The organism is Mycobacterium seoulense (assembly GCF_010731595.1).
Classification (GTDB): Bacteria; Actinomycetota; Actinomycetes; order Mycobacteriales; family Mycobacteriaceae; genus Mycobacterium; species Mycobacterium seoulense.
This window is the reverse complement of sequence record NZ_AP022582.1, coordinates 1679264-1701087: the sequence shown is the minus strand read 5'-3', so window position 1 is coordinate 1701087 and position 21824 is coordinate 1679264. Positions and strand designations below refer to the sequence as shown.

Here is a 21824-nt window from a genome sequence, read left to right as displayed (position 1 = left end):
CACTAGCTCGCCAGGTGGAAGTTCGGGGATTGGCCGTAGATGGCGAGTGTCATGACGACTATCGCGATCGACGCGAGGACCATCGAGGCGCGCACGGCCCGGCCGACGGCTTCGCCCACTCCGGCGGGCCCGCCGTGTGCGGTGTACCCGTAATAGGTGCACACCAGCATGATCATCAGGGCGACCACGACCACTTCGAACGACGACCAGAGCACATCGGTCGGGCGGAGGAAGGTGTTGAAGTAGTGGTCGTACACGCCGGACCCTTGCCCATAGACGACCGTGGTGCCGACGCGCGCGGCCAGATATGCGGTCATGAGGCCCACGCAAAAGAGCGGGATCGCCACGACCACCCCGGCCACTACCCTGGTGCTTGCCAGATAGCTGACGCTGCGGATGCCAATCACCTCAAGCGCATCGATTTCCTCGTTGATCCGCATCGCCCCCAGCTGTGCCGTGGCGCCGGCACCGACGGTGGCGGCCAGCGCGACCATGACGGTTCCCGGCTGAATCTCGCGGGTGTTGAAGAAGGCAGACGCGAAGCCGGTCAGGGCCTCTACGCCCACGGAGGCGAACTGGTTGTAGCCTTGCACCGCCACGATCGCACCAGTGGTCATGGCCAAGAATCCGACGATGACCACCGTTCCGCCGATCACCGCGAGAGTCCCGACGCCCAAACCCATTTGCGCGATCACCCGCAGCAGCTCGCCGCGGTAGCGCATGACGGCGTCCGGAATCCCGGCGACGGCGCTGACGTAGAACCGCACCTGCGATCCCATCCGGGTCCATTCGCCCACAGCGGTTTTCGTCATACGCTGCATCCGCGTGGGGCTGCTGGGGACACTGACCGTCATCGGTTCACCTCACGACACCATGAACGGCATGCCGACCGCGGTGACGATGATGTTGATGACGAACAAGACGATGAAGGCGAAGACCACAGTCTCGTTCACCGCTCGGCCGACGCCGGCCGGGCCGCCATCGACCGACATGCCCTTGTAGCATGCGATCAGCCCCGCCATCAGCCCGAAGAGCGTCGCCTTGATCATCGAGATGATGACGTCGATCGTGTGGGTAAGGGTGGTCAGACCCGTCACCCACGCACCCGCCGAGACGTGCATGAGAAATACGGAGCAGAAGAACGCGCCGATAAGACCCGTCGCCGTCACCACCGAACTCAGGGCCAGCGATACCGTCGTGGCTGCCAGCACACGGGGAACCGCCAGGGCTTGAATGGGGTTGATGCCCATGACCCGCAGCGCATCGAGTTCTTCGCGGATGGTGCGTGCACCCAGATCGGCACACATGGCAGTGGCTCCGGCGCCCGCGACCACCAACACCGTGACGATCGGGGCGCTTTGGTCCACGGTGAAGATCGCACAGCCGGTGCCGGAAAAATCCGCGGCACCGATGTCGGTCAACAAGACGTTGAAGAGGAAGCCCGAAATCACCGCCCACGGGATCGTCATCAGCACGCCCGGCAGCGTCGACACCCGGGCCACGAACCAGCACTGGAACAGGTATTCACGCCACGCGAACGGTGGCCTGAAGATGGACACGAACGTTTCCAGCGTCATCACGAAGAAGTCGCCCATCGCGCGAACCGGCCTCAACGCCCGATAAGTCGGTTGATCGACCACCGTCACCATCGCGCTGAGCACCACCTGGATCCGATGCGGTGTCGTCGGGTGGAGTTGTTCACGTTGCCCCCCGGACAGGTCAAGTGGACGAGTGACATCCGTGAGAGTACGCGCCACGCGGCCCTCATGTCCATAGACAATACGCGAGGTCATCACTGACGGACTCGTAAATAACCTCGCAAAACCCTACAAGGGTCTAATGATGTATCTTGCCAGTATCGAGTTGTGCGGGCTGCGGCCCTGCGTACGCACGGCTGCGCCGCGGCCCGGCTCCGAGGCGTTGCGGGTGGCTGGGCGGCTCACTCGGGAACCAACTGGAGCCCCCGGACGGGGGGCTGACGGCGTTGCGGACACCGCGCTCGAGGTCGCATGGCCGGCATCTCGGCGATCTGGTTGTCCCGCCCCGCTTCTGGAGTGGCATCACCGTCTCGCCGCATGCCGCGGTAATCGCCTGCTTAGAGCGGCATTTGGGTGCCGGGGCTGGTAATAGTGCACCCCGGGGATCGGGATCGCGGAGCGCGGTTTGCCGATTTCGACGTGACTAGCGACAGTCGTCTGGCGCGATGGGGTGAAGCGCGCGCAAAACCGAGCGGCGGTAGGCGTGCGTGGGGATCGAGTATATGTCCATCAACGATATGCATCGATCATATACGTATCGCAGCAAATCACGATGTTATAACTCATGTAGACGCTATCATGTATTTTGGTATTCCGACAGCCGTCGCGACATCTGAGGAGGAGTCATCGGGATGGCCGACACCAAGGAAGCCAGCGAAGCTCTGGTCCGAGATTTTCTCGGATCGTGGCAGGGGCGCAGCCTCGACACCATCTGCAGTGCCTTCGCCGACGACGCGGTCTATCACAACGTGCCGGTCGAGCCGATCGAGGGCATCGCCGGCATACGCGCGGTGTTTCAGGCGTTCCTGGACGCGTTCGCCGATGCCAAGCTCGACATCATGTCACTGGCCGCTGAGCCGGGACTGGTGCTCGTCGAACGTGTCGACTACTTCACGATGAACGATGGCCGCAAAGTCGTGCTGCCGGTGACCGGCGTGTTCGAGGTCAAAAACGGCAAGATCACGCGCTTCAGCGACTACTTTGACCTCGCGGACTTCGAGAGGCAGAGCGGGATGAAACTGTAGGTGATGTTTCTGGCAGAGTCGGTGATTCCGATGCGCACGAGGGGGGTTCGAGTCGATGGGGACCATTGAGACCCCGGCCCAACCCGTTAAGCGCCGTCCGAAGGACCGCAAGCAGCAGATCTTGGCGCAGGCGGTCGGGCTCTTCATCGACCGTGGCTTCCATTCGGTCAAGTTGGAAGACATCGCCGAGGCCGCGGGGGTCACCGCGCGTGCGTTGTATCGCCACTACGACAACAAGCAGGCGTTGCTCGCAGAAGCGATCCGGAACGGCCAGGATCAGTACGAGAGCGCGCGTCGTCTCACCGCTGGCGAAGCGTTGCGGACACCGCGGCCGCTGAACGTCGATCTGCCGGACCTCATCGCGGCAGCCGTGGCGTCTCGGGCCTTGACGGTGTTGTGGCAACGTGAAGCCCGGTACCTCAACGAAAATGACCGCGCCGAGGTCCGGCGTCGCATCAACGCAATCGTCGCTGGCATGCGCGAAAGCGTTCTCCTGGAGGTGCCCGGTCTGAGCCCGCAGCATTCGGAGTTGCGGGCGTGGGCGGTGGCCAGCACGTTGACCAGCCTCGGCCGGCACAACCTGACGCTTCCGGCCGATGAACTCAGCGAGCGCCTGTACCGGGCTTGCATGGCGGCGGCCAAAACGCCTCCGGTCCGCGAGTTGCAGCCTCTTGACGCTGCGCCCGACGAGGAAGGTGTGCTGTTCTCCCGCTACGAGACGCTGCTGGTCGCGGGAGCGCGACTGTTCCGCGCGCGGGGTTATCCGGCCGTCAGCACCAGCGAGATCGGCAAAGGAGCCGGAATCGCGGGGCCGGGCCTGTATCGCTCATTCTCTTCCAAGCAAGCCATTTTGGATGCGCTCATCCGCCGCCTGGATGAATGGCGGAGCCTGGAATGCATCCGGGCCTTACGTGCGAATCCCGGAGCGGTGCAACGTCTGCACCGGCTCGTCGAAGGCCATGTCCGCATCAGCCTGGACGCCCCGGACCTGGTTGCCGTCTCAGTCACCGAACTGTCACATGCTTCAGACGAAGTGCGCGACGGCTACCTGCGAAACCAGGCCGACCGCGAGGCAGTGTGGATCGACCTCATCCGCAAGGTGGTCCCCGAGACGACCGCCGCCGAGGCGCGCCTGCTTGTCGCGGCCGCGATCAGCTTCATCGAAGACGTCGCTCGCACATGGCACCTCACGCGCTACGACGGAGTCGCCGAAGAGATCACCGCGATTACATTGTCGATCCTCACCAGCCGGTCCTGACCTGCCCGTAACCGGTCACGACATGTGCCACACGAGCCCCCTCTGATCTCGACTGCTCACCACAGGGCGGCGATGGTTCCGCCGTCCGCGATCTGAGTCGTCCCGGTGATCATCGATGCGTCGTCGGATAACAGGAACGCGACGATGCTGGCCATCTCCTCGGGTGTGGCCATGCGGCCCTGCAGCCGGGCGATCATCGTCTGGGCGCCGCCTGGCCCGAGCGCCTCGTCGAACATCGCCATCGCGGTCTGCTGCATCGGGGTGTCCACGAATGCGGGCAGCAACGCGTTGGCGCGGATGTTCGACGAACGCAATTCGGCGGCGGTGATGCGGCTCAGGTGGCTGATGCCGGCCTTCGACATCCCGTAGACCCCGGTGCCGCCGACGGCGACATGGCCGGCGAGCGACGACATGTTCACGATCGCGCCACCGCCCCGTTCGATCATCCTGGGCGCAGCATGTTTGGTACACAGCCAGGTGCCGCGGAGGTTGATCGCGATGACACGATCGAAGTCCTCGACGGTGGCATCGATGAGCGAAGCCATATGGACGACGCCGGCATTGGCGACGAGTTTGTCCACGCCCCCGAACGACGTGACGCAGGCGTCGACCATGCCCTTGACTTGTGCCTCGTCGCCGACATCGACCCGGTAACCGGTTGCGCCAGAACCGATTTTCTCTGCGGCGGCATCGGCCGCAGCGCCGTCGATGTCGGCGCACAGCACGCTGGAACCCTCCGCGGCCAGTCGCTGCGCGACGGCCAGACCGATTCCGGCGCCGGCACCGGTGACGATCGCGGCCTTACCGGCGAGGTCTGGATGCTTCACCCCGCGGTCGCCAACCCTTCGGCTCCGATGCCATGTTCGCGAATCGCCCCGAACATCACAAGGCCAAATCCTGGCATGTCGTCGGACAATTTGAGGGCATACAGCCCAAGATCGCGCAGGATCCATGCGACGGTCCCCGACGCGTCGCCGGTCGCCTCGCGTCGGGCGAAGAGGCCGCAGGCCCGTGGCTGTCCGGACGGACGCAGGTAAACGAGCACGCCGCTACCCCGGGCCGACATCGTTGCCAGCGCGCCATTGAGTTCGCCACCGCATCCGCACACTTTCGATCCGAGCACGTCCCCCGTCAGGCACTCGACGTGGATGTGCAGCGGCACAGGCACTCCCGCATCGGCCGAACCGATGATCATCGCCAGATGCTCCCCACCGTCGTGGGTATCGCGGAAGCCGATGACACGCGAAACGCCGGCCCACATCGGCAGGACGGTCTCGGTCAGGCGGACCACCTGGGGCTCGGTCCGTCGCCGATAGGCGACAAGCTCATCGATCGAGATGATGGCCAATCCGTGCTCGACGGCGAATTCGATGAGTTCGGCGCCACGAGCCATCAGCACGGGATTACGACGGGAGACGATCTCACACAGCGCCGCCGCACGCCGTCGTCCCGCAAGACCGGCGAGGTCGACCGCCGCCTCCGCGGGGCCGGGCCGGTCAAGCACTCCGCCCGGGTCGGCCTGCAGTGGGACCACGTGTCCCGGACGGAGGAAGTCGGTCGCCTCGGATGCTGCGGACGCCAGTGCGGCGATGGTCCGTGCGCGATCTCGCGCCGAGATTCCCGTTCCGGTCCCGCGAACGTCGACCGACACACGCAGCGCTGTGTCCAGATGGCACATCGGCGGGATGTTCAGCCGCTCGCATTCGGGGCCCGGCAGCGCGACCCGCACGTATCCGGAGGTGTGGCGAACCATGAAAGCAAGCAGTCGTGGCGTTGCGGCCTCGGCCGCGAAGACAAGATAACCTTCACCGGCCGAATCGTCGTTGACGACAACGGGTTGGCCCGCCGCGATCGCTGCGATCGCGCGCAGGACCCGCACGTCGGTGGTTCTCATCCGCGCTCTCCCGCCGCCATTCTCACGAGTTCAGCCCTGCCAGGAAGTCGAGCAGCAACCGGTTCGTCTCGTCGGGCGCCTCCTGTTGAATCCAGTGCCCGACATCGGCGATCATTTGTGTACCAGAGTAATTCGGCATGACCTCGTGCGCGCGCTCGACAGCCTCGGCGCCCCAGGTGGTGCCGACATCGTACTGGCCACCAATGAACATCGCCGGCGGTGTGAGCGGCTTACCTTCCTGATCCGCCAGGTCGTGCCAGTCGTTATCGATGTTGTGATAGAAGCTCAACGGCCCGGCGAAGCCGGAGCGCTCGAACTCGGCGGCGTAGAAATCGAGGTCGGCGTCGGTGAACCAAGCGGGCATCTTTTCGGGATAGATGAACGCGTCCTTGAGCCTTGCGCCTTGGGCCATGCAGAGGGGGCCTGCCCGGATCACGTCGATCGGGTCCATGGAGGCCAGGTCCACCCCGGCGTCGACCGCCGCCTTGGTGGCGGCGATCATGCCCTCGCCGGAGACCGTGTAGGTCAGCCCGAGCAGCCAGCCCCGCACATCCTCTTCGATCTCGGCGATGATCCCGTCCTGCGCGGCGAAATAGTCCTGGTACCAAACCAGGCCATCGCCGGCGAGCGCGACGTGGTAGTCGTTGGGGCGGTGCCCGCCGAAGGGATTGCCCGGCAAGCCAATCACGCCGCGACCCGCGAACGGAACGCTGATCCCGACCACGCCGGCGCACCTGCCCGGGTTCAGCCACGCGAAGGTCCACGCGACGGGAGCGCCCCAGTCGTGACCCACCACGATGGCCTTCTCCACGCCGTAAGCGTCGATCACGCCGAGGACGTCGCCGACTAATTCCTTGATGCGGTAAGCGGATTGCACCCGGTACTTCGATGAACGCCCGTAGCCGCGCTGATCGATTGCCACCACCCGGTAGCCCGCCCCGGCAAGCGCGGGAATCTGATGCCGCCACGAGTACCAGGACTCCGGAAACCCGTGCAGCAGCACTACCAGCGGGCCTAAGCCGTCTTCGACGGCATGAATTCGGGTGCCCCGGCAGTCCAGGAATCGGTGAGCCTGCGACATATTCGCCCTCCTCGTCGAGGATCTATGGTGCTTGGCCTGGCGCCGAACCGCCGACCGCCACAAGCCGGTCGGCGGGATCGGTGACCGGTACGGTGCGATTTTCGTAGTTGCGGACGATGAGCGTTTTCTGACCGGACAATCGGGTCCGCGCCCACTTGCCGATAACGCGGCTCGCGATTCCGGGCTTCATGAGCGCCATGGGTGGCTTAACCAGGTGCACGACGGCCAGGAATTCGCGATACGCGTCCAGGTCGTCATGCACCAATTCCACTAGGCGATCCATATACCAGGTGAGAAGCCGGAAATAGAACGGGCGCTTCTTGTCGACGTCCTTTATCCAGTCGAAGCGCAGGTTTTGTTCGCGGATCACGAACCACGCCGTGTCGGCCATCTTCGCGATCGACCGGTAATAGCGGCGCGGAAGGTCTCGATGCCCCGGACCATACTTGGCCAGTAGCACCTGCATCTCCCGAACTTCCTTGAGTGCCAGGCTCATACCCAGACCAGACACCGGGTCCGCGCTGGTGTACGCGTCGCCCACGGCCAACAGGGCGCGCGGCAGGTGCCGCTTCTTCTCGTAATGCAACCGGAGCATGTTCGGATACCGGAAGTTGTAGATCGCAGAGGCGGGTTCCAACCCGTCGATGTTCTCCCCCACCACCGGTGAGGGCATCAAATCGGCGAACTCGCGGAACTCCCGAGCGGTGCGCGGCGGCGAGTAACAGTTGTACGCCACCAGCGACGTCGACAGGATGGTGCGGGAGCTGTCGGTGTAGTACTGCGCAGCGTAGGTGTCCTCGTACGGACGGTACGCGTAGCAGATCACCATGACCTTGTCTTCCCACTGCCGCTCGGGCGGGACCTTGTGTTGCATTGTCGAGTAGAAGCAGTTGATGATGTCCTGCTCGACCTCGGGAGCTCCGATGCCGATGCGATCCAGGAATTCCGGCACCCGGGTGTTCTTGCCGGACGCGTCGACGACGAATTCGGCGGGCACGACCTCTAAATTGCCATCCTTGGCGACGGCGACCCCGACGATCGTATTGTTCTCGCGGTCGAAGACGAGGTCGGCCACCTCCGATTCATAACGGAAGTCGATCCGTGGCTCGCCGTCCAGGCGGCGCCGTACGCACCACTCGAGCAGCGGCCTGCCGGCACAGACGATCTCGATATCGCTGGTGCCCGGCTTCTTCCAGGTCCCGCCCAAGCGGATTCGGTACTGGGCTGCCATGTCGACCTTGAACGCACCCTCGCGCACCATGTCGTCGACGATGCCGGGAAAGAATCGCTCCAATTCGATCTGTCCGGCGGTCAGCAAGTGGTGCAGGTGCCAGCCCTGTGCCGCACCCGGCCTGCCCTCGCGCCTACGGTGCGGATCGTCCTTTTCCAGAACGATGACCCGATCGAACGTCTCGGTGAGCACCTTGGCCGCCGCGATCCCCGCGATGCTGCCGCCGATGACCACCGCGGTCCCGCGGCCCCGGCTGCGCACGTCGGCGATGTCGAGACTTGCGTGGTCGAGCCGAGCCGGACTGCGGCGCCGTGCCGCTCCGCTGGGAACGAACTTTTCGTAGTACAGCCCGACGCGATGGAAACCGTTGGTGTCCAGCCAGGTTCGTGTCGCCTCGACCATCGGGGCCGGACCGCACAAATAGACGTCGGCGTCACCACCGGACAGCATCCGCTCATCCAACAGGTCGGTGACGAGTCCGGTCGGTCCGCGCCACTCGGGGTCCGGATGCGCGACGATGATGTGCACTTCCAGGGCCGGTACGCGGTGACTGAGCGTCTTGAGTTCGTCGAGCTTGCACAGGTCCTCGGGGGAGGTCACCCCGTAGAGAAGGTAGACGGGTTGAGCGGTATCGGAGCCCAGGCTCTGGGCCATCGCCAGGATCGCCGACAAACCCGTACCGCCGGCGACGAGAATCACCGGCCGAACGACGGGGCGCAGATAGAAGGTGCCCTTGCTGCATCGCAGGGCGATATGGTCACCTGGTTTCGCGCGATCCCGCAGATAGTTCGACATCACTCCGTCCGGCAGCAGCCGGATGAGGAATTCCAGTTCGCCGCTGTCGTTGGCGGGATGCGCGTAGGAGTAGTTGCGCCACGTGGTGGTGCCGGGAACCTGCAGTTGCGCGAACTGGCCGGCCCGGTAGTCAAGTCCCGCGCCCTTCGACGCGACATGTGCCGAGACGTCCACCCGCAGCACCGCGGTGGTGCGCGAAACCAGGTCGACCCCTGCCACCACGCCGTCACAGGCGACCAGCAGCGCCGCGTTGTCGTCGGCGGGATACTGCAATTCGATCCGGCAGTCCGAGGTCGGAAACGTCTGACAGGTGAGGATCTTTCGCGCCTCCCGCTCCACATCGGACAGGCCTTCGGTGCGTCCCATCTCGTATTGTCCGGCGATGCAGGTGGCTACGCACGTGCCACAGATCCCGCTTTGGCATTCGTTGACGATGGCCACACCGTGTTCCTCGGCGGCATCCAGAATCGTTTGGTCCGGTCGCACTGGAATCGTCTGGTGCGTTCCGTCCGAATAACCGACGGTGACCTTGCGATCCGCCATTGCTCAACCCTTTCCCAGTGCCTACCCGACCCGGAACTGCTAGACGATCGCGGCGAGAGGCTTCTTGGCAATGCGGGCGTTGAGTCTGGGCATCACTTCTTCGGCCAGTAGCCGCAGCGACTCCTTCCACGGACCGGGGTTATCGCTGTAGTCGAATCCGAGAACCAGCAGGTGGCCGAACCCGCCCACCTGGTCATAGGTCGCCTCCAATTTGTCGACCACCGTCTCCACCGAGCCCACCACGAAGGTGTTCTCGGCGAGGTATTCCGGTGTCACGGCGTCGTCGGGCACCGACGGGTTGTGCTTATAGAACTTGGTCATGCCGAACATGCGGAACGTCGGCAGCACATATTCACGCACGGCGCGTCCCATCGTGCCGTCGACGGCGTAACGGAAGGCCTGCTCGTCGGTCTCGGCCACGAAGACCTCACGCACCAACCGCCAATCACGGCGATCCGGGGTCCGACCGCTGCGCTCGGCGCCTTCCAGGACCGCGTCCCAGTGTGTCGCGACATATTCGGCGTTGAGGTCGAGGCTCATCGGCAGGTAGCCGCGCTCGCCCGCGAGCTTGAGCGTCTCCGATCCGGCACTGAACCCGGTGACGCCGATCGGCGGATGCGGCTTCTGGAACGGCTTGATGTGCCGCTTCATCAGTCCCTCGAACATCGGCGCGATGCCGTTGGCGTTCCAGTATTTTCCGCGGTGTTCCCAGGGCTCGTCCTCGGTCCAGATGCGCAACATGATTTCGAGCGCTTCGCGGGTCATCTCGCGATGCTCGCCGTTCTTTCCGTCCACGTCATACAGTGCCCAGTCGCCCGGGATACCACTGGCCCCGACACCCAGCATGTAGCGGCCCTGAGCAAGGTGATCGAAATAGGCCACCCGGTGGGCCAATTCGACCGGGTGGTGGTAGGGAAGCAGATGCGCGCCGGGCGCGAGCTTGATGGACTTCGTCCGCAGCAGCGCCTGCGCCAACAGCAGATCCGGAGCACAGATCGGCTCCCACGGCACGGTGAAATGCTCACCGACCCAGGCTTCGACGTACCCGAGTTGATCGGCCAGCTCGATCATGTCGAGGTCCCATTGGGTGGCGTCGTAGAGAGTGCGCTCCGGTGGATGGGCCGGCATGAGGAAGATTCCGATCTCCATGGGTCAACCCTTCTCGTTTCTCGTCTCGATGTACCTGCTGCTGTAGGTATACCACAGTACTAGCAAGATACTTCATAACATACAAGAGCCAATTTGCTTGGGAGTTTGTGGTCGTCATGCGCATATAAGAGCGTATTGGCTATGGACATCATGGCATCGTGCCGCGTAACCTCGCACAAGTCACCCGTTCAGCGCGCAGTTAGCAGTAGAAGGAGGCGCTATGAACGTCACCGGACTCCAGCCGGTCTATCGCCGGGAGAGCTCCGTGCCGCAGTTCGATTTCATCGAGTACGGAACGCTCGATGAGGGGCGCATCGCGGTGATCACCCTGAATCGGCCGAAACAACGCAATGCGCAGACCCGCGGGATGCTGGTCGAGTTGGGTGCCGCCTTCGAGCTTGCCGAAGCTGACGACACGGTCCGGGTGGTGATCCTGCGGGGGGCGGGTCCCGCCTTCTCCGCGGGCCACGACCTCGGGTCCGCCGACGATGTCCGTGAACGTTCACCCGGCCCGGACCAGCACCCCACCTATCAGTGCAACGGAGGCAAGTTTGGCGGGGTCGAGTCGCGCAATCGTCAGGAGTGGCATTACTACTTCGAAAACACCAAACGGTGGCGGAATCTCCGCAAGATCACCATCGCCCAGGTCCACGGCATGGTCCTGTCTGCGGGCCTGATGCTGGCCTGGTGCTGCGACCTGATTGTCGCAAGCGAGGACACCATCTTCGCCGATGTCGTCGGCACCCGACTCGGCATGTGCGGGGTCGAGTATTTCGGCCACCCGTGGGAGTTCGGTCCGCGCAAAGCGAAGGAACTTCTGCTCACCGGCGACTGCATCGGCGCCGACGAAGCCCACTCGCTCGGGATGGTGAGCAAGGTGTTTCCCGCGAACGACTTGGGCTCCAGCACCATCGAATTCGCGCGCCGAATCGCCAAGATGCCGACCATGGCTGCGCTGTTGATCAAGGAGTCGGTGAACCAAACCGTTGACGCCATGGGCTTCACCACAGCACTCGACGGTTGCTTCAAGATCCACCAGCTCAACCACGCGCACTGGGGTGAAGTCACCGGCGGGAAGCTGTCGTACGGAACGGTCGAGTACGGCCTCGACGACTGGCGCGACGCGCCGGAGATCTTGCCCGCGACCAAGCAGCGCCCTTGAGAGTGCGACGTCAGTGGACATCACCTATCCACCCGAAGCGGAAGCATTCCGCGAGCGGATCCGCGCATTTCTGGCTGAACACCTGCCGGCCGGCTGGCGCGGACTTGGTGCGTTGCCGCCGGCCGAGCGGGAAGCATTCGGGCTGCGGTGGCGGCGGGCTCTTTCGGCCAGCGGCCTGGTTGCCGTGTCCTGGCCCAGGGAATACGGCGGCGGCGGTCTCTCTCCGATCGAACAGGTGGTGCTGGCCGAGGAGTTCGCCCGGGCCGGCGCTCCCGAGCGGGCCGAAAACGACCTGCTGGGGGTCGATCTGCTGGGCAACACGCTGATCTCCCTGGGGTCAGAAGCGCAGAAAGAGCATTTCCTGCCGCGCATCCTCAGCGGTGAAGACCGCTGGTGCCAGGGCTTCTCGGAACCCGAGGCCGGCTCGGATCTGGCATCGGTGCGCACCAAGGCCGTGCTCGACGGCGACGAGTTTGTGATCAACGGGCAGAAGATGTGGACGTCGGCCGGCCGCAGCGCCAACTGGATCTTCGTTCTGGCACGCACGGACCCCGATGCGCCCAAGCACAAGGGCCTGTCCTTCTTACTGGTGCCGATGGAACAACCCGGCGTCGAGGTCCGTCCGATCGTCAACGCGGCCGGACACTCGTCGTTCAGCGAGGTCTTCTTCATCGATGCCCGCACCGCATCGGCCAACGTGGTGGGTGGGGTCGGGAACGGATGGCCGACCGCGATGACGCTGCTGGGGTTCGAGCGCGGCTCGCAGGTGATTACCGCGGCCGTCGAATTCGGGCGCGACCTCGAGCGGCTGTGCGAACTCGCACGCGAACGCGGCGTGAACACCGACCCGCATATCCGAGATGGGTTGGCGTGGTGCTTTTCCCGGATACAGATCATGCGGTACCGGGGCTACCGCGGGCTGAGCTTGTTGCTGAACGGGAGACTGCCGGGCGCCGACTCCGCCATCACCAAAGTCATTTGGAGCGAGTACTTCCGGCGCCACACCGATCTCGCCGCCGAAATCCTGGAATTGGACGCGCTTGGCCCGCTTGGGCCCGGGAACGGCGGGGCGCGCCTGGTCCCGGAAGCGGGCACGCCGAACTCCCCCGCTTGCTGGATGGATGAGCTGCTCTATGCCCGTGCAGCCACGATCTACGCCGGCAGTTCGCAAATCCAGCGCAACCTGATCGGCGAGCAACTACTCGGGCTTCCCAAGGAACCACGCCAGGAGGCCCCGGCAAGGGTGAGACTCTGAATGGACTTCCGTTACAGCACCGAACAGGACGACTTCTGCGCGTCGCTCCGCGGCTTTCTTCGGGGCCACGCCGGTGCCCCGCGCATGAGAGAAGTCGCCGACGCGGATGGCCACGACGGCAGCCTCTGGCAACGGCTGTGCACCGAGCTCGAGCTGCCCGCACTACACACGCCGCCGGAGTACGGCGGAGCAGGTGCCACACTCGCCGAGACGGCGATCGCATTCGGCGAGCTGGGCCGGGCGCTGAGCCCCGTTCCCTTCGCCGCGACGACGTTTGCGATCGAAGCAATCCTCCGGCTGGGCGACGACGAGCAACGCAAAAGCCTGCTGCCCGGCCTGCTTCGCGGCGAGCAGATCGGGGCCTTCGCCGCGGCCGGACACCAGGTGACCGACCCCGCTGCGGCGACGGTACGGGCTCAACGGCACAACGGTCGGATCGTGCTCACCGGAGAATGCGCCCCGGTGTTGCACGGCCGCGTCGCGGATCTGTTCGTCGTCCCGGCTCTGTCCGATGGCTCCGCCGTGAGTTTGCACGTCGTCACCGCCGACTCTCCCGGCGTCACGATCGTGCCGCTGCCGTCATTCGACCTCACCCGTCCCGTCGCCAAGCTACAGCTGGCGCGTGCCCCGGCCGATGCCTTGCCGGCAGGCTCCCCCGACGAAATCGACCGGCTGGTGGACGTGGCGCGGGTGCTCCTGGCTGCGGAGATGCTCGGCGGTGCCGAGGCGTGTCTCGAGCTTTCGGTCGAATATGCCCGCCACCGAAAGCAATTCGGCCGTCCCATCGGATCATTTCAGGCAGTCAAGCACGCCTGCGCCGACATGTTGATCGAGATCGACGCCACTCGCGCAGCGGTGATGTTCGCCGCGATGAGCGCCGCCAGCGGCGAAGAGCTGCGCGTCGCCGCTCCTTTGGTCAAGGCCCAGGCCGCGGACACCTATGTGCTGTGCGCCGGCAGCGCCATCCAAGTCCACGGCGGGATCGCCTTCACCTGGGAACACAATCTGCACTTGTACTTCCGGCGGGCCAAGACAACCGAGGCGCTGTTCGGCAGCAGCACCCGTCACCGGGCGCTGCTCGCCGACCGTGCGGGCCTGTAGGAATCTCATGGACGGCACCGGCATCACACTCAGCGACGTCCTGGCCCGGCACGCCCGAGTCCGGCCTGAAGACCTGGCATTTGTCGATGCGCGGCGCCGGTCTACTTTCTCGCAGCTCAACGAGCGGGTGATCCGCCTGGCGAAGGTGCTGTCCGCGAACGGAGTTCGTCCGAACGACCGTGTCGCGGTGGTCGGCCTGAATTGCCTCGAGCTGATCGAAGTCTGGTTCGCGACGCTGCGGCTGGGCGCCGTTGCGGTGCCGGTCAACTTCCGCTTCACCGCAGACGAGATCGCGTATGTGCTCGCGGACAGCGGTTCGGTCGCGGTGGTGACAGACCCGGCCTGCGCACCGGCCGTCGCGCACGCGCGCACCAAAGCACCTTCCGTCAGTGCGATCCTCACGATGGGTGACGGTCTGGATGACCTTGTCGCGGCGGCGGACGGTGTCCCCGTCAAGGCCACAGTTCCGGCCGACGCCGCCGCCTTCATCATGTACACGTCGGGCACCACGGGATTTCCGAAGGGCGCGGTGCTCACACACCGCAACCTCTATCTGCACGCCTTGAGCGTGATCGCCACCCTGGGTCTGGGCAGCGACGACAATTGCTGGATGGCACATGCGCCGCTGTTCCACGTCGCCGGCGTATCGGGGATGTTCCCCACGTTCCTGACCGGCGGCACGGTGGTGGTCCCACCGTCAGGCGGCTTCGACCCCGTGGCCGCCGTGCGAACGATCGTCGGTGAGCGGGTCACGTCCTGCTGGATGACGCCGGCGCAGTGGCAGACGGTCTGCGCATTGCCGGATCTTCGCTCGTGGGATCTCAGCCGGCTGCGTCGCGTTTGGTGGGGTGCGGCGCCCGCGTCAACCACCTTGCTGCGCACGATGTTCGACGCCTTTCCGCACTCCGAGATCATTGCGGCCTTCGGGCAGACCGAATGCAGCCCCATCACCTGCCTGCTGCGCGGACAGGACGCTCTGGGCAAGATCGGATCCGTGGGCACCCCGATGCTGGGTATCGAGGTCCGCATCGTCAACGACGAGATGGAGGACGTTCCGCGGGGCGAAATCGGCGAGATCGTCTATCGCGGACCACTGGTGATGAAGGAGTATTGGAACAAGCCCGCCGAGACCGCGGAGGCCTTTCGCGGCGGCTGGTTTCATTCGGGCGACCTGGTCCGGCAGGACGCCGACGGCTACATCTATGTGGTCGACCGGAAGAAGGACATGATCATTTCGGGCGGCGAAAATATCTACAGCGCCGAGGTGGAAAACGTCGTGGCAGCCCATGCCAAGGTCGCCGAGGTTTCGGTCATCGGAGTGCCCGACCCGAAATGGGGCGAGACCCCGATGGCGGTGATCGTGCCGCGCGACCCTGCAGATCCGCCGACCGACGGCGAGATCGAGAAGCACTGCCGCGAGCACCTCGCTTCCTACAAGCGGCCGCGCCGTGTCGTGATCGTGGATGCCTTGCCGCGCAACGCCAGTGGCAAGGTACTCAAGACCGATCTTCGCCGCGAGTACGCGCGGTGAACTCCTACGACGCGGGGCCCGTCGACACCCCACTGCTGGACGAGACGATCGGGGCGAACATCGAGCGCACCGCGCTGGCGTACCCCGACGTCGACGCGCTCATCGATGTGGCCGGCGACCGACGGTGGACCTACGCCCAACTCGATAGCGAGATCGACTGTCTCGCCCGCGCTTTGATGGCCGTCGGCATCCAGCGCGGAGATCGCGTCGGGGTCTGGTCCCCCAATTGCCCGGAATGGACGATCCTTCAGTACGCGACGGCCAAGATCGGGGCCATCCTCGTCTCGGTCAATCCCGCATATCGAACTCACGAGTTGTCCCATGTGCTGCATGATTCGGGCACCCGGCTGTTGGTGTCGGCGACGACCTTCAAGAGCTCCGACTACCGCCGAATGGTTGACGAGATCCGTTCCGAGGTCCGCGGACTGACGGATGTCGTGTTCCTGGGCACCGCCGACTGGGAGCGGCTGCGGCAGCGCGCCGGCGAGGTGACGGCCGACGAATTGCGGTGCCGGGCGGCCGCCCTGAGCCCCCTGGATGCGATCACCATTCAATACACATCGGGCACCACGGGAGCCCCCAAGGGCGCCACCTTGTCGCACCGCAACATCCTCAACAACGGGTTTTTCGTCACCGAACTCATCCGGCTCGGGCCCGGGGATCGCCTCTGTATCCCGGTGCCCTTCTACCACTGCTTCGGCATGGTGATGGGCAATTTGGGCTGCACCACCCACGGGGCCACCATGGTGATTGCGGCGGCCGGCTTCGATCCCGCCGCGACGCTGGAGGCGATCGAAAAGGAGCGGTGCACCGGCCTCTACGGCGTGCCCACAATGTTCATCGCGATGCTCGGCCATCCTGACCTCACTCGTCGCGATCTGTCGTCGTTGCGCACCGGGATCATGGCGGGCGCCACCTGTCCGGTGGAGCTGATGAAACGCTGCATCGACGAACTGAAACTGTCGGAGCTCTCGATCGCGTACGGCATGACGGAGACCTCCCCGGTGTCCTGCCAGACCCGGATCGACGACGACCTACAGCATCGAACGACCACGGTGGGCCGGGTACATCCGCACGTCGAGATCAAAGTCATCGACGCCGGCGGCAAGATCGTCGGGCGCGGGGAGTCGGGCGAGCTGTGCACCCGCGGGTACTCGGTGATGTTGGGTTACTGGCACGACGTCGAGAGAACTCGCGACGTCATCGATCGCGACGGATGGATGCACACCGGAGACCTGGCGATCATGCACGACGACAGCTATTGCGAAGTCGTCGGGCGCATCAAAGACGTGGTCATCCGCGGCGGTGAGAACCTGTACCCGCGAGAGATCGAGGACTTCCTGCACACTCACCCGGACATCGACGCGGTGCAGGTCGTCGGCGTTCCCGACGCCAAGTACGGCGAGGAAATCTGCGCCTGGATCAAGATGCGGCCCGACTGTGCGCCGTTAGACGCGGATGCCGTGCGGGCCTTTTGTCTCGGGAAACTCGCGCACTACAAGATTCCCCGGTATGTCCACATTGTCGACGAGTTCCCGATGACTGTCACCGGCAAGGTGCGCAAGGTCGACATGCGGGCCGAGATGGTTCAACGGCTTGGGTTACGACCCGAAAACTAGCCCGCCGCGGCCAGCGCCGCGTCGTAATTGGGCTCCTGGGCGATCTCGGGGACCAATTCCGTGTAGGCGACTTTGCCGTCGGCGCCGACAACCACGATGGCCCGGGCCAGCAGCCCCGCCATCGGTCCGTCGTCGATGGTGACGCCGTAGTCCTCGCCGAAGCTGCTGCGGAACGCCGAAGCCGTCTTGACGTTGCCGATGCCCTCGGCGCCGCAGAACCGGGCGAACGCGAACGGCAGATCTTTCGACACGCACACGACCGTGGCGCCGCTGGCGGCGGCGCGCTCGTTGAAGGTCCGGACGCTGGTCGCGCACACCGGCGTGTCCACGGACGGGAAGATGTTGAGCACCACGGCCTTACCGCCGAGCTGGCCGCTACTGACCTCCCCCAGGTCGCCGCCCGTGAGGCTGAAGGCCGGCGCCGGAGATCCGACGGCAGGCAGCTCGCCGACGGTGTTGATCGGGTTTCCACGCAACGTTATCTGTGCCATGCGGACAGTCTGCCAAGCCCGCCGCGGCTGCGATGGGTCAGGTCCCATGTCCTAATTGGTGGGTTGCACGGCGTAGACGACATGGGCGGGTGTGCCCAACACTGAGATCCATGGCTCGCAAAGTGGTCATCGTCGGCTATCCCGGCGTGCAGGCGCTCGACGTGGTGGGGCCGTACGACGTCTTCACCGGGGCGGCGCTGCTCACCGAGGGCGGGTACGACGTCGTCCTGGCCTCCGCCGACGGGCGGGCCGTCACCACCCCGACCGGGCTCGCCTTCGTCGCCACACCGCTGCCGGACCCGGATGGCCCGATCGACACGGTCGTGCTGCCCGGTGGCGGAGGTGTCGACGCGGCGCGATCGGATGCCGAGCTGATCGGCTGGATCAAGGACGTGGCCCGCACCGCGCGTCGCGTGGTCACGGTCTGCACGGGCGCCTTCCTGGCGGCCGAGGCGGGGCTGCTGGACGGGCAGCGGGTGACCACGCACTGGGCCTTCGCCGGGCGGTTAGCCCGGGAGTTCCCGGCGATCGACGTCGACGCGGATCCGATTTTCATCCGCAGCTCGGACACCGTGTGGACCGCGGCGGGTGTCACCGCGGGGATCGATCTGGCGCTCTCACTGGTGGAGGACGACCACGGCACCGAGTTGGCGCAGACCGTCGCCCGCTGGCTGGTGTTGTACCTGCGCCGCCCGGGTGGGCAGACGCAGTTCGCGGCTCCGGTGTGGATGCCGCGCGCCAAACGAAATTCGATCCGTGCGGTGCAGGAGGCGATCGAGGCGGAACCGGGCGGCGAGCACAGCATCGACGAGCTGGCCCGCCGGGCGGCGATGAGCCCGCGTCACTTCACCCGCGTGTTCACCGCCGAGGTCGGCGAGGCGCCCGGTCAATACGTCGAGCGGATCCGAACCGAAGCCGCGCGCCGGCAGCTCGAGGAGACCGACGACACCGTCGTCGCGATCGCCACCCGGTGCGGCTTCGGCACCGCGGAAACCATGCGGCGCAACTTCCTTCGCCGGGTCGGCATTCCGCCCGACCAATATCGCAAGGCCTTCGCCTGAAACCGAAAGGATGACACCATGACCCAAATCGCGATCGTGACCTATCCGGGGTTCACCGCGCTGGACATGATCGGGCCGTACGAGGTGCTGCGCAACCTGCCCGACGCCGAAGTGCGCTTCGTCTGGCACCAGCCCGGGCCGATCACCGCCGACTCGGGCGTGCTGGTCATCGGGGCCACCCACTCGCTGGCCGAAACGCCTTCCCCCGACCTGATTCTCGTGCCCGGTGGTCCGGCGACCCCCGTGCACGCCCGCGACGAGGCGCTGCTCGACTGGCTGCGGCAAGCCCATCGGACCGCCCGATGGACGACGTCGGTGTGCTCCGGGTCGGTGATCCTGGCGGCCGCGGGCCTGCTCGCGGGCCGGCGCGCCACGTCGCACTGGCTGACCGTTCCGGCGCTCAAGGCGTTCGGCGCCATCCCCGTGGGCGACGAGCGAATCGTGCGGCAGGACAATGTCGTCACCTGTGCCGGGGTGTCGGCCGGCCTGGACCTGGCGCTGTGGCTGGCGGGCGAGATCGGCGGCGAGGGCCGCGCCAAGGCGATCCAGCTGGCCATCGAATACGACCCCCAGCCGCCCTTCGACTCCGGCCATCTGTCGAAGGCGTCGGCGACCACGAAGGCGGCCGCGACCGCGCTGCTGTCCAGGGACAGCGCGAAGCCGGCCAACCTGAAGGCCGCCACGATGCTGGCGTGGGAGCAGGCGCTGGCGGCCGTGCGCTCGCGCCGACGGGGGCGACAGCCGGACCTGTCGTCCGCCTAGGCGCCCGGCTGCAGGATCTCCTCGGACGCGAGCTGGCCGCCGGCCTGCAGCCAGGCGGTCACCACGCCGGGGGCATCGCGGTTGGGGTTGTAGATGTCCTCCTCGCTGGAGAACAAGCCGTTGCCCGCATACACCAGTCGGGTCCAGTTCGGAAACCAGAACGGTTCGCCTTGCGGATCGGTCGGGTGGTCGAGGAGATTCTTGATCATCACGACGACGGCGTCGTTGTCTTCGTCGTAGGCGGTCCAGTCGGATGGAAATCGCATGTGCGGGAACGGCGCCATGACGGCGACGATCCAGTCGCGAACGGCCTCGCGGCCGTGAAACACCCCGTAGTGGTGCTCGGTGTAGACGACATCCTCGGTGAAGAGGTCGGCGAACGGCCGCCAGTCGCCGGAGGCGCTGCACCCCTCGACGACCCGCGTGTAGTTCTCGACGGCCTGCTCGATTTCTGCCCTGGTGAATTTGCCCATGGCGGACACACTAGAACGTGTTTCGATTGTCGGTCGCTCGTCTGGATGGGGATATCGCATGAACGTCTTGGAATTGTTCGATCTGCGCGGCAAGCGGGCGCTGATAACGGGGGCATCCAGCGGCATCGGCAAGAAGGTGGCGCAGGCGTATCGGCAAGCCGGCGCCGACGTGGCCATAGCGGCGCGGCGTCCCGAGAGCTTGGAACAGGTGGCCCGGGAGATCGCGCCGGACGGCGAGGGCAGGGTCGTGACCGTCCGCTGTGACGTCACCCAGCCCGATCAGGTGGCCGAGATGCTTGAGCGGGTGACCGCCGAGCTGGGCGGCGTCGACATCGCGGTCTGCAACGCCGGCATCATCACGGTGAAGGGGATGCTGGACATGTCGCCCGAAGAGTTCGAGCGCATCCAAAGTACCAACGTCAGGGGCGTTTTCCTCACCGCGCAAGCGGCCGCCAGGGCGATGGTCCGGCAGGGTCGGGGCGGCGCCATCATCACCACCGCCTCGATGTCGGGCCACATCATCAACGTCCCGCAGACGGTGGGGCACTACTGCACGTCCAAAGCGGCGGTGATCCACCTGACCAAGGCCATGGCCGTGGAGTTGGCGCCGCACAACATCCGGGTCAACAGCGTCAGCCCCGGTTACATCCTCACCGAACTCGTCGAGCCGCTGACCGAATACCACCGCCTGTGGGAGCCGAAGATTCCGCTCGGGCGGATCGGCCGCCCCGAGGAGCTCACCGGCCTGTACCTCTACCTGGCCAGCGCGGCGTCCAGTTACATGACCGGTTCCGACATCGTCATCGACGGCGGATACACCTGCCCGTAGCTCAGCTGACCCGGGCGGGTCGGCCGAAACGGGTTCGCACTCCAGGAGAGAAGAGCGCTCGCAACCGCTCGCCCGCGGGTCGCACCATGGCGGCCGCCACCAGTTCGTCGTCCAGCTCGACGATGTCGGCCGCGCGCAACGGCCAGGTCTCGTGTTCGTTCGGTATCCACCAGGTTCGGCCGGCCTTGCGGGTGTGCGCGCCCCACCGGGCGGTGAGCCAGACTTCCAGCGGCGTCGGTTCCACCGGCGCGCCGACGGCGACCTCGACCCGGCTGCGCAACCCCCGGCGGGGCCACCGGCGCACGCTGTCATAGGTGACGCGGTCGCCGAGCCGGTGTGTCCGCATCTTCGCCCAGGTGTAAGGGACGCCGAGGCCGGCCCGGACGATCGGCACGACCGCCAGCCGCGCCGTTTCCAGCGACCGGAACAGCACGCCGTGCCGGCCGGAATCGTCGACGCTATAGAGCCGGACGTTGGTTTCCGCGAAGCTGCCGAAGTACGGGAGCCGAAGCGAGGAGCCGACTTTGGTGCTGTCCATCACGAACGGGACCAGTCCGACGTAGGTCATCCCGTCGGCGAAGATGTCGGGGCGGGTGCCGGGAGGGTACATCTCTTCGACGGCGTCGGGCCGCACCGGCCAATGGATGAAGGTCAGATCACGCCAGCGCTGATCGAAGGTGACCGGGCCGCGAAGCGGCGGCGGCGTGACGGGATAGCCCGTGAGGCCTTCGCCGCCGTCGGGTTCGGCGACCGGCGGGCCGGGCGACGCGGTCATCGGACCATCGTGGCACGCGGCCGCCGCGCTCA

20 protein-coding genes are annotated in these 21824 nt (G+C 65.6%); 10 read left to right on the top strand and 10 right to left on the bottom strand.

The genetic code is table 11. The features are described 5' to 3' along the window. Positions 1-2: 2 nt before the first annotated feature. Positions 3-812, bottom strand: a complete 810-nt coding sequence (locus G6N37_RS07785) for an ABC transporter permease (protein WP_141224608.1) — start codon at positions 810-812, stop codon at positions 3-5. Between the two features lie 51 nt (positions 813-863). Further along, positions 864-1649, bottom strand: a complete 786-nt coding sequence (locus G6N37_RS07780) for an MlaE family ABC transporter permease (protein ID WP_163684740.1) — start codon at positions 1647-1649, stop codon at positions 864-866. Between the two features lie 740 nt (positions 1650-2389). On the opposite strand from G6N37_RS07780, the gene G6N37_RS07775 reads away from it, so the two are divergent. Beyond that, entirely contained in the window at positions 2390-2782 is a 393-nt protein-coding gene (locus G6N37_RS07775) for a limonene-1,2-epoxide hydrolase family protein (RefSeq protein ID WP_163678239.1), read from the top strand. A 64-nt stretch (positions 2783-2846) separates the two neighbouring features. Then, entirely contained in the window at positions 2847-4040 is a 1194-nt protein-coding gene (locus tag G6N37_RS07770; RefSeq protein WP_163684739.1) for a TetR/AcrR family transcriptional regulator, read from the top strand. 56 nt (positions 4041-4096) lie between these two features. On the opposite strand, the gene G6N37_RS07765 is transcribed toward G6N37_RS07770, so the two are convergent. From G6N37_RS07765 to G6N37_RS07745, 5 genes are read right to left on the bottom strand one after another with little or no spacing between them, the layout of a single operon-like run. Beyond that, on the bottom strand, positions 4097-4867 hold the full coding sequence (locus tag G6N37_RS07765) for a glucose 1-dehydrogenase (protein WP_163678236.1): 771 nt from the start codon (positions 4865-4867) through the stop codon (positions 4097-4099). Continuing rightward, positions 4864-5934, bottom strand: coding sequence for a 3,4-dihydroxy-2-butanone-4-phosphate synthase (locus tag G6N37_RS07760; RefSeq protein ID WP_163678234.1), 1071 nt, complete (start codon positions 5932-5934; stop codon positions 4864-4866). The genes G6N37_RS07765 and G6N37_RS07760 overlap by 4 nt, the downstream gene beginning before the upstream one ends. Before the next feature lie 22 nt (positions 5935-5956). Then, positions 5957-7015 carry an alpha/beta fold hydrolase gene (locus G6N37_RS07755; protein ID WP_163678231.1) on the bottom strand — a complete coding sequence of 353 codons (1059 nt, stop codon included), beginning with the start codon at positions 7013-7015 and terminating at the stop codon, positions 5957-5959. Positions 7016-7037: 22 nt separating this feature from the next. Next, the gene (locus G6N37_RS07750; protein WP_163678227.1) at positions 7038-9584 is read right to left on the bottom strand and encodes an FAD-binding oxidoreductase; all 2547 of its coding nucleotides are present in this window, start codon (positions 9582-9584) and stop codon (positions 7038-7040) included. A 39-nt stretch (positions 9585-9623) separates the two neighbouring features. Next, on the bottom strand, positions 9624-10733 hold the full coding sequence (locus tag G6N37_RS07745) for an LLM class flavin-dependent oxidoreductase (RefSeq protein ID WP_163678222.1): 1110 nt from the start codon (positions 10731-10733) through the stop codon (positions 9624-9626). 220 nt (positions 10734-10953) lie between these two features. Here G6N37_RS07745 and G6N37_RS07740 point away from each other — a divergent pair, with 220 nt between their 5' ends. Genes G6N37_RS07740 through G6N37_RS07720 form a run of 5 tightly spaced genes read left to right on the top strand, consistent with a single transcriptional unit; the run spans position 10954 to position 17401 of the window. Continuing rightward, positions 10954-11895, top strand: coding sequence for an enoyl-CoA hydratase (locus G6N37_RS07740; protein WP_163678219.1), 942 nt, complete (start codon positions 10954-10956; stop codon positions 11893-11895). Positions 11896-11908: 13 nt separating this feature from the next. Beyond that, entirely contained in the window at positions 11909-13150 is a 1242-nt protein-coding gene (locus tag G6N37_RS07735; protein ID WP_163684737.1) for an acyl-CoA dehydrogenase, read from the top strand. Beyond that, the gene (locus G6N37_RS07730) at positions 13151-14251 is read left to right on the top strand and encodes an acyl-CoA dehydrogenase family protein (protein WP_163678216.1); all 1101 of its coding nucleotides are present in this window, start codon (positions 13151-13153) and stop codon (positions 14249-14251) included. 7 nt (positions 14252-14258) lie between these two features. Next, a complete protein-coding gene (locus tag G6N37_RS26160) occupies positions 14259-15782 on the top strand; it encodes a long-chain-fatty-acid--CoA ligase (RefSeq protein ID WP_163678213.1) in 1524 nt (507 codons plus the stop codon). Further along, on the top strand, positions 15779-17401 hold the full coding sequence (locus tag G6N37_RS07720; protein WP_167527369.1) for an AMP-binding protein: 1623 nt from the start codon (positions 15779-15781) through the stop codon (positions 17399-17401). The genes G6N37_RS26160 and G6N37_RS07720 overlap by 4 nt, the downstream gene beginning before the upstream one ends. Here G6N37_RS07720 and tpx read toward each other — a convergent pair. Further along, on the bottom strand, positions 17398-17892 hold the full coding sequence (gene tpx, locus G6N37_RS07715) for a thiol peroxidase (RefSeq protein WP_163678209.1): 495 nt from the start codon (positions 17890-17892) through the stop codon (positions 17398-17400). The two genes, G6N37_RS07720 and tpx, sit on opposite strands and share 4 nt — an antisense overlap. Before the next feature lie 110 nt (positions 17893-18002). Between tpx and G6N37_RS07710 the strand changes: the two genes are divergently transcribed. Beyond that, the gene (locus tag G6N37_RS07710; RefSeq protein WP_163678207.1) at positions 18003-18953 is read left to right on the top strand and encodes a GlxA family transcriptional regulator; all 951 of its coding nucleotides are present in this window, start codon (positions 18003-18005) and stop codon (positions 18951-18953) included. 18 nt (positions 18954-18971) lie between these two features. Then, complete coding sequence (locus G6N37_RS07705) at positions 18972-19715, top strand: DJ-1/PfpI family protein (RefSeq protein ID WP_163678205.1); 744 nt, start codon at positions 18972-18974, stop codon at positions 19713-19715. Here the strand turns inward: G6N37_RS07705 and G6N37_RS07700 are convergent. After that, complete coding sequence (locus G6N37_RS07700) at positions 19712-20188, bottom strand: nuclear transport factor 2 family protein (RefSeq protein ID WP_163678203.1); 477 nt, start codon at positions 20186-20188, stop codon at positions 19712-19714. The genes G6N37_RS07705 and G6N37_RS07700 overlap by 4 nt on opposite strands. A 58-nt stretch (positions 20189-20246) precedes the next feature. Here G6N37_RS07700 and G6N37_RS07695 point away from each other — a divergent pair, with 58 nt between their 5' ends. Continuing rightward, positions 20247-21017 (top strand): SDR family oxidoreductase, encoded by a 771-nt coding sequence (locus G6N37_RS07695; protein WP_163678201.1) that lies wholly within the window; start codon positions 20247-20249, stop codon positions 21015-21017. 1 nt (position 21018) lies between these two features. On the opposite strand, the gene G6N37_RS07690 is transcribed toward G6N37_RS07695, so the two are convergent. Next, a complete protein-coding gene (locus G6N37_RS07690; protein ID WP_163678199.1) occupies positions 21019-21792 on the bottom strand; it encodes a YqjF family protein in 774 nt (257 codons plus the stop codon). Positions 21793-21824 lie beyond the last annotated feature (32 nt).